This window comes from Citrobacter sp. Ce129, assembly GCF_030334545.1.
GTDB classification, from domain to species: Bacteria; Pseudomonadota; Gammaproteobacteria; order Enterobacterales; family Enterobacteriaceae; genus Citrobacter; species Citrobacter europaeus.
The window spans coordinates 218358-230812 of the sequence record NZ_JAOWDS010000073.1; the positions used below are offsets into that span (position 1 = coordinate 218358).

Annotated in this window: 11 protein-coding genes; 4 read left to right on the forward strand and 7 right to left on the reverse strand. The window is 53.4% G+C overall.

Going from position 1 to position 12455, the window contains the following annotated elements; genetic code table 11:
• Positions 1-164: 164 nt before the first annotated feature.
• Positions 165-2462: a beta-glucosidase BglX gene (gene bglX, locus OGV77_RS20705; RefSeq protein WP_087051327.1), complete on the reverse strand. Its 2298-nt coding sequence runs from the start codon at positions 2460-2462 to the stop codon at positions 165-167.
• Positions 2463-2694: 232 nt separating this feature from the next.
• On the opposite strand from bglX, the gene dld reads away from it, so the two are divergent.
• A complete protein-coding gene (gene dld, locus OGV77_RS20710) occupies positions 2695-4404 on the forward strand; it encodes a D-lactate dehydrogenase (RefSeq protein WP_075145919.1) in 1710 nt (569 codons plus the stop codon).
• 102 nt (positions 4405-4506) lie between these two features.
• On the opposite strand, the gene pbpG is transcribed toward dld, so the two are convergent.
• On the reverse strand, positions 4507-5454 hold the full coding sequence (gene pbpG, locus OGV77_RS20715; RefSeq protein ID WP_047410000.1) for a D-alanyl-D-alanine endopeptidase: 948 nt from the start codon (positions 5452-5454) through the stop codon (positions 4507-4509).
• 180 nt (positions 5455-5634) lie between these two features.
• Positions 5635-6222 carry a Yip1 family protein gene (locus OGV77_RS20720; protein ID WP_043016940.1) on the reverse strand — a complete coding sequence of 196 codons (588 nt, stop codon included), beginning with the start codon at positions 6220-6222 and terminating at the stop codon, positions 5635-5637.
• Positions 6223-6384: 162 nt separating this feature from the next.
• On the opposite strand from OGV77_RS20720, the gene OGV77_RS20725 reads away from it, so the two are divergent.
• On the forward strand, positions 6385-6972 hold the full coding sequence (locus OGV77_RS20725) for a DedA family protein (RefSeq protein WP_043016941.1): 588 nt from the start codon (positions 6385-6387) through the stop codon (positions 6970-6972).
• 17 nt (positions 6973-6989) lie between these two features.
• Here the strand turns inward: OGV77_RS20725 and mdtQ are convergent, their stop codons facing one another.
• Positions 6990-8429 (reverse strand): multidrug resistance outer membrane protein MdtQ, encoded by a 1440-nt coding sequence (gene mdtQ, locus OGV77_RS20730; RefSeq protein ID WP_043016942.1) that lies wholly within the window; start codon positions 8427-8429, stop codon positions 6990-6992.
• Between the two features lie 169 nt (positions 8430-8598).
• Between mdtQ and OGV77_RS20735 the strand changes: the two genes are divergently transcribed.
• Positions 8599-9333 (forward strand): class I SAM-dependent methyltransferase, encoded by a 735-nt coding sequence (locus tag OGV77_RS20735; protein WP_087051326.1) that lies wholly within the window; start codon positions 8599-8601, stop codon positions 9331-9333.
• 70 nt (positions 9334-9403) lie between these two features.
• A complete protein-coding gene (gene yohP / locus OGV77_RS24925) occupies positions 9404-9487 on the forward strand; it encodes a small membrane protein YohP (protein WP_015572324.1) in 84 nt (27 codons plus the stop codon).
• Positions 9488-9590: 103 nt separating this feature from the next.
• Here yohP and dusC read toward each other — a convergent pair whose 3' ends face one another.
• The 3 genes from dusC to maiA form a co-directional block, all read right to left on the reverse strand.
• Positions 9591-10535, reverse strand: coding sequence for a tRNA dihydrouridine(16) synthase DusC (gene dusC, locus OGV77_RS20740; protein WP_043016944.1), 945 nt, complete (start codon positions 10533-10535; stop codon positions 9591-9593).
• Positions 10536-10596: 61 nt separating this feature from the next.
• Positions 10597-11790 carry a 3-hydroxybenzoate 6-monooxygenase gene (locus tag OGV77_RS20745; protein ID WP_043016945.1) on the reverse strand — a complete coding sequence of 398 codons (1194 nt, stop codon included), beginning with the start codon at positions 11788-11790 and terminating at the stop codon, positions 10597-10599.
• A 14-nt stretch (positions 11791-11804) separates the two neighbouring features.
• Positions 11805-12449, reverse strand: coding sequence for a maleylacetoacetate isomerase (gene maiA, locus OGV77_RS20750; RefSeq protein ID WP_043016946.1), 645 nt, complete (start codon positions 12447-12449; stop codon positions 11805-11807).
• Between the last annotated feature and the right edge of the window lie 6 nt (positions 12450-12455).

Below are 12455 nucleotides of genomic sequence, written 5' to 3' on the forward strand. Positions count from 1 at the left end.
GCCTTAACCTGGCAATTGGGTAGTAACACTGAGAGTTATTAGCGGTAAGGCGATAATAAAATAAAAAAATCCGGCAAACCCAAAGTGAATTTGCCGGATGATTCTATTTAGTCAGCCTGGTAAGCGTAACGCCATCAGGCATGATGCGTGGCTTTATTCATCAATTACAGCAGCTCAAATTCGCCCTGCTTCACTCTGGCAGAATCATCGCCGATAAAGACGTTGAACTTGCCCGGTTCCGCATCGTATTGCATGCGCTGGTTCCAAAACTTCAGCGCTTCAACGTCAATCGGGAAGCTTACGGTCTGGGTTTCGCCCGGCTTAAGATTTACTTTCTCAAAACCTTTCAGCTGTTTTACCGGACGACTCATTGACGCGGTCACATCCTGCAAATACATCTGAATAACCGTCGCACCTTCGCGCTTGCCGGTGTTGGTCACCTGCACGCTGGCCGTCACTGTCCCGTCACGCTTCATCGTTGGGGAAGAGAGTTTCACATCAGAAACCGTGAACGTGGTATAGCTCAGGCCATAGCCAAAGGGATACAACGGACCATTCGCTTCATCAAAGTAGCGCGACGTGTACTTATTCGGCTTATCGGCATTATATGGGCGGCCGGTATTGAGATGGCTGTAATAGACCGGGATCTGTCCAACGGAGCGCGGGAAAGACATCGGCAGCTTACCTGACGGGTTGTAATCGCCAAACAGCACATCGGCGATGGCGTTACCGCCTTCCGTCCCGGCAAACCAGGTTTCAAGGATCGCATCGGCCTGTTGGTCTTCCTTCACCAGCGCCAGCGGACGTCCATTCATCAGCACCAGAACCAACGGTTTACCCGTGGCTTTCAGCGCGGCAATCAGGTCACGCTGACTCTGTGGAATAGTGATATCGGTGCGGCTGGAAGCTTCATGCGCCATTCCCTGCGCCTCACCGACGACCGCGACCACGACGTCAGACTGCTTCGCGGCGTTAACGGCCTCATCGATCATCGCCTGCGGCGAACGCGGGTCAACCTTCACCGCCTCTTCATACAGATTGAGGAAATCAACAATGCCTTTGTCGTTGGTGATGTTCGCCCCTTTCGCGTACACCACTTTACCCTGCTCACCGATGGCGTTTTTAATCCCCGTCAGCACCGTTACCGACTGATCGGCCACACCGGCAGCAGACCAACTGCCCATGACATCACGCTTGCTGTCAGCCAGCGGACCGACAACCGCCACGGTGGCGGATTTTTTCAGCGGCAATGTTTCCAGACGGTTCTTCAGCAGTACCAGACTTTCACGCGCCACTTCACGCGCTTCTTTGCGATGCAATCGGCTTTCAGCATTGGTGTCCTGCGGGTCAGATTCTTTGGCCCCCAGATGGCTGTACGGATCGTTAAACAGGCCCATATCATATTTCACGTTCAGCACGTGGCGCGCGGCGTCATCCAGTTCCGCCATCGTGACTTTGCCTGACTTAATCAACCCCGGCAGGTATTTGCTGTAATACTCATCGCTCATGCTCATGTTGATGCCGGACTTGATCGCCACGCGCACTGCATCTTCAGGATCGGAGGCGGTGCCGTGCTTAATCAGTTCCTTAATCGCGCCGTGATCGGAAACGGTGATGCCCTTAAAGCCCCACTCATCGCGCAGCACGTCTTTTAACAGCCAGGCATCCGAGGTTGCTGGCGTGCCGTTCAGCGAATTAAGCCCTACCATCACCGCACCGCTACCAGCATCCAGTCCGGCTTTGTACGGCGGCATGTAGTCGTTGAACAGACGCTGCGGGCTCATATCGACGGTGTTATATTCCTTGCCGCCCTCAACCGCGCCATAGGCGGCGAAGTGCTTAACGCTGGTCATCACCGAATACCTGTCGGCCGGGCTTTTCCCCTGCATCGCTTCCACCATGGTTTTGCCCATTGTGGCGGTCAAATACGTATCTTCACCAAATCCTTCTGAGGCACGCCCCCAGCGCGGATCGCGCGAGACGTCGACCATCGGCGCCCAGGTCATATTCAGACCATCATCGGCGGCTTCATACGCAGAAACCCGACCAACGGTTCTGACCGCATCGAGATTAAAGGAGGACGCCAGACCGAGGCTAATTGGGAACACGGTACGCTGACCGTGTAATACGTCGTAGGCAAAAAAGAGAGGGATTTTCAGGCGGCTGAGTTCCATCACCTGATCCTGCATTTTGCGAATATCCTGGCGTGTGACGGTGTTAAAAATAGCCCCAACCTGCCCGTCTTTGATCATCTCGCGGATGGCTTCTTTCGGATTATCAGGCCCGACGCTTATCAAACGGAGTTGCCCAATTTTCTCATCCACGGTCATCTGCTTGAGTAAATCGGTAACGAAGGCATCCCGCGCTTCTGGCGTCAGCGGATGGTTACCAAACAGAGTGTCCGCCAACGCGGGTTGCAACGCCAGACTCACCGCGACACCTACAGAACATAGCCATTTCATGTTGATTCTCTCTTTATTTTTTCCCGACGAGGCAGCGAAAATATAACAAAAACCGCAGTTTGCCGTAAGACTAAACGGGAGCGATAAAGAAAGCTAAGGTTATTCTCCTAATTTTCAAAACCAGCGCGAATCAGTAGAAGACGAACCAGAGACATTATGAATGAGAAAGCGTATTGTCATACAAAGCGCTATGCTTGTTCCTGATATTGAGTCCCACCACAAGGAGTGGAGAATGTCTTCCATTACAACAGATAATAAAGCTTTTCTGAATGAACTGACCCGTCTGGTGGGTCATTCACACCTGCTCACAGACCCTGCTAAAACCGCCCGCTATCGCAAGGGCTTCCGCTCCGGTCAGGGCGATGCGCTTGCCGTCGTGTTCCCGGGCTCGCTTTTAGAACTGTGGCGCGTTTTGAGCGCCTGCGTCGCCGCAGATAAAATCATCCTGATGCAGGCCGCAAACACCGGTCTGACCGAAGGTTCTACGCCGAGCGGTAATGATTATGACCGCGAGATTGTCATTATCAGCACTCTGCGTCTTGATAAGCTGCACGTCATTGGCAAAGGCGAACAGGTTTTGGCTTACCCTGGAACCACGCTTTATTCGCTGGAAAAAGCGCTCAAACCGTTTGGCCGTGAGCCGCATTCAGTGATCGGTTCGTCTTGCATCGGCGCTTCGGTTATCGGCGGCATTTGCAACAACTCCGGCGGCTCACTGGTACAGCGCGGTCCGGCATACACGGAGATGTCGCTGTTTGCGCGTATTGACGAACAGGGCAAATTACAGCTGGTTAACCACCTGGGTATCGAGCTGGGCCAGACCCCGGAGCAGATCCTGAGCAAACTTGATGACGAGCGGATTAAAGATGACGATGTCCGCCATGACGGGCGTCATGCGCACGATCACGACTACGTTACCCGCGTCAGAGATATCGAGGCGAACACGCCTGCACGCTATAACGCCGACCCGGATAGATTGTTTGAATCATCCGGTTGTGCCGGCAAGCTCGCGGTTTTCGCCGTGCGCCTGGACACCTTCGAAGCCGAAAAAAACCAGCAGGTCTTTTATATCGGCACCAACCAGCCAGAGGTATTGACAGAGATCCGCCGGCATATTCTGGCAAAATTTGAGCATCTGCCGGTCGCCGGTGAATACATGCACCGCGATATTTACGACATTGCTGAGCAATACGGCAAAGATACGTTTCTGATGATCGACAAGCTCGGCACCGACAAAATGCCGTTCTTCTTCACCCTGAAAGGTCGCACCGATGCGATGCTGGAAAAAGTGAAAATTTTCCGTCCGCACTTCACCGATCGCGCAATGCAGAAATTTGGTCATTTGTTCCCCAGCCACTTACCGGCGCGCATGAAAAGCTGGCGCGATAAGTACGAACATCACCTGCTGTTAAAAATGGCCGGCGGCGGCGTGGCTGAAGCGCAAAACTGGCTTAGCGAATATTTCAAAACCGCTGAAGGCGATTTCTTTGCCTGTACCGCGGAAGAAGGCAGCAAGGCGTTTTTACACCGCTTTGCGGCGGCTGGCGCGGCTATACGTTATCAGGCCGTGCATGCCGATGAAGTGGAAGATATTCTGGCGCTGGATATCGCGCTACGCCGTAACGATACCGAATGGTACGAGCATCTGCCTCCAGAGATCGACAGCCAACTGGTGCACAAACTCTATTACGGTCACTTTATGTGCTACGTCTTCCATCAGGATTACATTGTGAAAAAAGGCGTGGACGCGCATGCGCTGAAAGAGCAAATGCTGGAACTCCTGCGCGAGCGTGGGGCGCAGTATCCGGCAGAGCACAACGTCGGGCATCTGTATCAGGCGCCGGAAACCTTGACCCGTTTTTACCGTGAGAACGATCCCACCAACAGTATGAATCCGGGTATTGGGAAAACGAGTAAGCAGAAGTTCTGGAAAGAGTCGTAAAGCAAAAAAAAGATAAGCGCCACCGGGCATGTTGCCGGGGGCGCTTCGCTTGCCCGGCCTACAGCCACATTAGTTTTGTGCAGGCCGGATAAGACGTCTTGTTTAATCGTTCTGTGCGGTTTGCTCGCCCGTCGCCGAACCTGCCGCCGCCATCTGCGCGGCTTTTTGCTTTTTATAGCTCAGCGCCGCCGCCGGAACCGGCATCACCTTGCCCGTTTCAATCCAGGTACGTAAACGGCTGGCATCGGCAAAGTGGGTATATTTACCAAATGCATCCATCACCACCAGCGCCACCGGTTTGTTATTAATCACCGTGCGCATCACCAGACAGTGACCCGCCGCATTGGTAAACCCGGTTTTCGTTAACTGAATATTCCAGTTATCGCGGTATACCAAATGGTTGGTGTTACGAAACGGCAGCGTATACGCCGGATTGGCAAACGTCGCCATATCTTCGCGCGTCGTACTTAGCTGGCCAATCAGCGGATACTGTTTGCTGGCAATCAGCAGTTTGGTTAAGTCCCGGGCCGTCGAAACGTTATGAATCGATAAGCCGGTGGGTTCCACAAAGCGTGTCTGAGTCATACCGAGCGATTTCGCTTTGGCATTCATGGCTTTGATAAACGCGTTATATCCGCCCGGGTAATGATGCGCCAGGCTCGCCGCCGCGCGGTTTTCTGATGACATCAGCGCCAGCAACAGCATGTCTTTACGGCTAATTTCGCTGTTAAGTCGAACGCGAGAGTAAATGCCTTTCATTTCCGGCGTCTGGCTAATATCAACTTTCAGCTTTTCATTCAGCGGCAGTCGCGCATCAAGCACCACCATCGCCGTCATTAATTTGGTAATCGACGCAATCGGACGCACAAGGTCCGGATGGTTCGAATAGATAACTTTGTTGGTATTCAGATCAACAATCATCGCGCTACCGGATGCTATCTCAGGTTGAGAAGCCGCTGCGGTAGTTGCCGTTTTAGCCACGGCTTGGGGTGCAAAAGGAACGGCCAGCACCAGGGCAAGGCTTAATAATGAAACTCGGAATTTCAGCATGATGAGATTTCTGATAATGGTTCACGCACGTCACAACGCACACCGCCTGAGACTAAGTATTATCTCAAGCTAGCTCAGGCATCATAGCGATCCGGCAGGTTTGCCGCCACAGGAGAATCGTCTCGAAATGCTGCGTTGCTGACTTTTACGTCAACAACGCAGCGCAGACAGGTTTATCCGTCAGAATAACCGATAGCCGTAACCCCACAGGATTACCGTAATAGCCAGCAAAACTTCCAGTACCAGCACACCGATCGCCAGCGTCGAACTGGAAAAACTTAACCCTTCCTCACGAGTGATATTCAGGAAAGTCGGTATACCGAGGTAAAGTAAATAGCCGGTGTAAAACAGCGCGATGGTCCCCACCAATGCGCACAGCCAGACCAGCGGATAAAGTGCGACGAGCCCGCTTAAAAACAGCGGCGTCGCGACATATCCGGCAAACACCATACAATGCGCCAGCGACGGACGCTGCGGGTAATTTCGCGCCATCCACCAGATAACCCGGCCCATGACGGCGACGCCTGCCAGCATCACCCCGTAAAACAGAATCGCCATCGCCAATCCGGTTAACAGGGATAATTTCAGGATATTGCCATCGCCAAAATTCCAGCCGATTTGCGTGGTGCCGATAAACGCGCAAATAACCGGGATTGCCGCCATCAGCAGTACATGGTGGGTATAGTGATGCGAAACACTTTCGTTTTCGCTGTTGATCACGTGCATTTCACGATCGGGATGGGAAAACAGCCCCCAGACATGGTTCATACCGCCCCCTTCTTGTCAGCTCCGGACCTCAACACTTCAAGTATAATTCAGCTTTTGATTATTTTATGTACACAGGAAAAATACCGAAGCGCCAGGTTGTGCTTTTCCGGCATCAAATATTCATAGGGTGTATGCTATTAGTAGTGGAGGTCATACAATCGTATGGATATAAATCATTATGTTGCGCAATACGGCTATGCTGCGTTAATCATCGGCAGCCTGGCGGAAGGCGAAACCATTACCCTGTTAGGCGGTGTGGCGGCACATCAGGGCGTTCTGAAATTTCCGCTGGTGGTACTCTCGGTCGCACTGGGTGGGATGATTGGCGATCAGTTGCTCTATTTACTCGGACGCCGTTTTGGCGGCAAAATTTTGCAGCGTTTCTCGCGCCATCAGGCAAAAATTGATTATGCACAAAAGATGATCCAGCGACGTCCTTACCTGTTTGTGGTCGGTACGCGCTTTATGTATGGCTTTCGCGTTATTGGTCCTTTGCTGATTGGCGCCAGTCACCTGCCGCCGAAGATTTTTTTACCGTTGAATATTCTTGGCGCATTTGTCTGGGCATCGCTATTTACCACTCTCGGCTATGTCGGTGGCGAAGTGATTGCGCCGTGGCTGCACAGCCTTGACCAGCATATCAAGCATGGCATCTGGCTGGTGCTGGTTATCGGGATAGTCGCGGGCGTCCGCTGGTGGATGAAACGGCGAAGCGCACGTAAGCGCAATGAAAATGGCCCGACAGCTTAACACCGCGGGCCGAACAGTCAGGACGCGTGATAACCACCACCCAGCGCGCTGGTCAACTGGATTGAGGCATCCAGCCACTGGCCTTGTAAAAGCAGACCGTTGCACTGCTCGCGTAAAGCCGGGATCTTTGCCTCGCTGACCCGGGAGCCAGCAATAATACCGGCATTAAAGCGCGCCTGCGCCAGACCCACGACGCGCTGGGCATCATGCTCAATCTGCTGCTGATGCTGATTTTTCTGCGCCAGTGTTTCCACCTGCGAAGCTGCTCGCGCCACGTCATTCACTGCATCTACCACGGCTTTATTGTAATTCGCCACCGTCAGGTTGCTTTGGGCTTTGGTTATGTCGAGATTCGCATTTAGTCTGCCGCTGTCGAAGACAGGCAGCGTGAGTCCGGCTGTGACACCCATTTGCTGTGCGGAATGGCGGAACAGGTCGCTCAGATGTAACGCATCCTGTTGTAAAAACGCTATCAGATTCACATCGGGATAAAACGCCGCTTTCGCCGCATCAATGCTGCTCAGCGATGATTCGATGTACCAGTGCGCCGCCTGTAAATCCGGTCGGCGGGCCAGTAGCGAGTAACCTAACTGGGACGGGAGCTGACTTTCGACCGCAGGCAGTTTGGTCGTATGGAGCTTCAGGGCAGTGGACTGGGCATTAGTCAGCGCGCTCAGTCGCGCCTCGATGACCTTCATTTTACCGCTGACGTCGTTTAACTGCTGCTCTGTCTTGCTGGAATCGATGTCGGTTTCAACGCCTTCCACTGAAGAAGTAAGACCGTTTTGATACAGCTGACGATCGACGGTAATCACGTTTTGCTGCTCAGTTTCGATTTGCGTCAGCACGGTTTTCAGCGCGGCCTGCGTTTGCCATTCCCAGTATAGTCGAGACACACCGCTCGCCAGCAACTGTCGGGTTTGCTCACGTTCGGCTTCACGCGCCTTAACGGCCCCTATACGCGCCGTCACTTCAGCCCGATTCTTACCCCACAGATCCAGATTCCAGCCTGCGGTTAAACCAAAGGTGCCGTTGGTGTACCACGGCCCTGTCGTCCCGGCGGCCGGATCGGTAATGGCAAACGGTCCCATCAGCCCTTCGGCTGACATTCTCTGACGCTCAACGTCCGCGGAGAAGTCGATCTCCGGGCCATCCTGCGCCTCCACCGCCTTTGCCTGTGCCTCCGCCAGTTGAATGCGCTGTTCCGCTACCTGCATATCAGGAGAATTTCGCAACGTGTTGTCAATCAACGCATTAAGCTGGGGGTCATGGTATGCCTTCCACCACTGGCTGTCTGGCCAGCCATTTTTTAACGCTGCGGGCAATGTGGTATCGACATTCGCAGCAGGAGCCTGCTGCGACAGAGACTGGCGGTCATCATGCATAGGCGCGCAGCCTGACATCAGAATAAAAAGCGGCAACAATGCCGCCGGGACTAAAACGGAATTACGATTCATGGAGATATACAGGTAAGAAAAGATGTGCAGAGATTACGACTAGTCGTTCCTGCTTTTTTAGTTACGCGTGGCAATACATCTTTGGCAATAAAATTATATAATCGGAAAAATATACATCAGACAAATAATATAGATTAAATAATTTTAATAATTAATAGATGGAGACGTTATGTCACAGAATATCTATGACGACCCTGAGTTCTTTGCAGGATACGCCACGCTGGATCGTTCGGTGAAAGGACTCGATGGCGCGCCAGAATGGCCGACAATACAAGCTATGCTCCCCTCTCTGCAGGGAAAAAACATTCTCGATTTGGGCTGTGGATATGGCTGGTTTTGTCGCTACGCGCGCGATAATCAGGCTGCCAGCGTAGTGGGACTGGATATTTCACAAAAGATGTTAACCCAGGCGCACAGTATGACTCAGGGTAGTGGCATCGTTTATCAGCGTGAAGATCTCGAAATGCTTACCCTGTCGCCAAATTCCTTTGATCTGGTTTATAGCTCGCTTGCCCTGCACTATTTGCGCGATATAGAACGATTATTGGTAACGATTTACCAGTCATTAACACCAGGCGGCATGTTAGTTTTTTCTGCCGAGCATCCAATTTATACCGCACCGCTTAACCAGGGCTGGATAAAAGATAAAACCGGGCAACAGTCCTGGCCGGTCAATCATTATCAGCAGGAAGGCGAACGCATCAGTAACTGGTTTGCTGAAGGCGTCAAAAAACAGCACCGTAAACTGGCGACCTGGATTAATGCGTTGGTTGGGGCCGGATTCGACATCGTCTGTGTCGATGAATGGGGACCGTCTGCGCAACAGATTGCTGAAAACCCGGCGCTGGATGAAGAAAAAGAGCGGCCAATGGTGTTTTTGCTCAGCGCACGTAAACCAGCATAACAGTCCCCCCAGGCAGAATGATTGATACTTTCCTATACTCAATCTGAACTTACCAAAAAAGGGAAAATTAATGAAAATTCTGCTGTGGGTAATTCTGATTATTTTTCTGATTGGACTGTTGGTGGTAACGGGCGTGTTTAAGATGATTTTCTGATGTTGTCATTTCGCCCAAGCCTGATAGCAGAAATGTCAGGCGATTATTCTCTCTGATGCCGGATGGCGGCGTAAACGCCTTATCCGGCCTACCGGAACTGACGTCAGGCGGTAATCTCGATGGCCTGAATTGCCCGAGCGATATCCGGCGAATTGTTTAACGCACGAATCTCCTGAAACAGTGCAGTTGCCTCTGAGTATTCTTTTCGCAAATACCCCAGCCATTGTTTAATCCGCGCCACGTGGTACAGCCCGGTGTCCCCCTGCTTTTCAAGACGGGTATATTTTTGCAACAACCTCACCACATCAGGCCACGGCATACGCGGCTCGTTGTACTTCACCACGCGACTCAGGTTCGGAATATTTAATGCGCCACGTCCAATCATCACCGCATCGCATCCGCTGATGGCCATGCAATCCTGGGCGCTTTGCCAGTCCCAGATTTCGCCATTCGCGATAACCGGAATGGAAAGCCGCTGGCGGATCTCACCGATCGCCTGCCAGTTGATATGTTCGGCCTTATAGCCCTGCTCCTTGGTTCGGCCATGCACGGCCAGTTCGCTGGCGCCAGCCTGCTGGACGGCATCGGCAATTTCAAACTGCCGGTCGCTGTTATCCCAGCCCAGACGCACTTTCACCGTCACCGGGAGATGAGCCGGAACCGCTTCGCGCATGGCTTTTGCGCCCCGGTAGATAAGCTCAGGATCTTTCAATAACGTAGCACCGCCGCCGCTGCCGTTGACCAGCTTCGACGGACAGCCGCAGTTCAGATCGACGCCGTACGATCCCAGTTCAACCGCGCGCGCGGCGTTCTCCGCCAGCCACTGCGGATACTGCCCCAGTAGCTGTATGCGCACCCGCGTGCCGGATGGCGTCCGACTGTCGTTATGCAGTTCCGGGCAGAGCCGATGAAATACTTTTGCCGGCAAGAGCTGATCCACCACGCGCACAAACTCGGTGATGCACAGGTCGTAATCATTCACTTCTGTCAGCAGCTCGCGCACCAGTGAGTCGAGCACGCCTTCCATCGGCGCCAGTAAAACACGCATATCGTCACCCGCAAAAAAAGAGGCGCTATGGTAGCGCCTCCGTTAGGGAGATTAAAGAGGCTCAGCGCGGCAACAGGCAGTTATCTTCTTTCCAGCCATACAGCCATTCCATACCACGATAAAATTCAGCCTGTGATTTCCCTTTCCACAGCAGATTACGCACCTGACGTTCGACTCCCGCAGCGTGATAAACACGGCCCATTTCGCGCGTCGACCAGACAATCCTGGCGGTACGCGGAATACGCACCGACTCATACAGGGCAAAGGCATCAGCCGCATCGCCGTCACACTGCTGTAACGCCCTACCAAGCGTGACGGCATCTTCCAGCGCCATACAGGCTCCCTGCGCCATATATTGCGCCACCGGATGTGCGGCATCACCCACCAGCGTAATACGTTCGGTGCCCCATTTTTCTACCGGTTCGCGGTCGGCAGTGGACCAACGCCGCCAGGACGTGGGTTTATCCAGCATCTGGCGCGGTCGCGCGTGAATTCCGGCGAAATAGGAGAGAACCTCCTCTTTACTGCCATCCTTCACTCCCCACTCTTCCTGCTGACGACTGTGGAAGGTCACCACCAGATTGTACTGTTTGCCGCCGCGCAGCGGATAGTGAACCAGGTGGCAGTGCGGTCCGGCCCACAACACTGGCGCGTTAATGCGCAAATCTTCCGGCATATCATCGCAATCAATCACCGCCCGGTAGACCACATGCCCGGTCACGCGTGGCGCATCGCCAATCAGAGACTGGCGAACGACCGATTTCACACCGTCACAGCCCACCAAAATATCCGCCGTCCAGCTGTTGCCGTGCTCATCAAATACCGTCACGTCATTCTCGGTCTGGCGAATATCAACCACGTTCGTTGAAGTGCGATACTCAACGTTGGGGTGAACCAGCGCCGCTTCCCAGACAGAAGCATGAATATCAACCCGATGGATAACCGCATAAGGGCCGCCGAAGTGATCGCGAAACGCCTGCCCGGTTTCAATATGTACCACCTCTTTCGCGTTTACCGCATCCATCATGGTGATGTGATCGGTAAAAACGGCGCGCTGACGGGCGACGTCACCCACGCCAAGACTGTCCAGAGCAGAGAACGCGTTCGGTCCAAGCTGAATACCTGCGCCAATTTCACCAATCTCGTGCGCTTTCTCCAGCAACATCACTTTAATGCCCTGACGGGCCAGCGATAGCGCAGTCGCCGCGCCGCCAATCCCACCACCCACGATAATTGCGCGTGTCACTTTAGCCATTGTCGTTCTCCTTATCAGGCTGGAATTTTGTCTTGTTGATTCTCGGGCGCGGCGGCGATAAACGCCGGAAGCTGGATACAGGCATCATATACCGCCTTACAACGCGGATATCCGCTCAGATCGCAGCCCATACGTAACGCGTTCGCCCACTGTGGGATCAGACAGCAATCCGCCAGCGTCGGCGCATCACCCACGCAGAACGTCCCCGAATGACTCTGGCGCAGCATCTGTTCCACCGCGCTTAACCCTTGCTGGATCCAGTGCGCATACCAGCGTTTTTTATCTTCTTCACTGACCTTTAATTCTTCGCTCAGGTAGCGCAATACCCGCATGTTATTCACGGGATGGATATCACAGGCGATGGCATAGACGATTTCCAGCACCTTACTACGCGCCGGGAAATCGGCAGGCAGCAGCGGCGACTGCGGAAAGTGGCCGTCCAGCCAGTCGGTTATCGCCAGCGACTGCCCGAGTGATTCTCCGTCGTCGGTAACCAGCGTAGGCACCAGCCCCACAGGATTCATCCGCCGGTAGGCCAACTCGTTCTGCTGACCGATGCGAATGTTGACGCCCACCGTCTGGTAATCGAGCCCCTTCAGCGCCAGCGCAATGCGTACACGATATGACGCGGAGCTATTAAAGAAACTGTACAGCTTCATCATCCA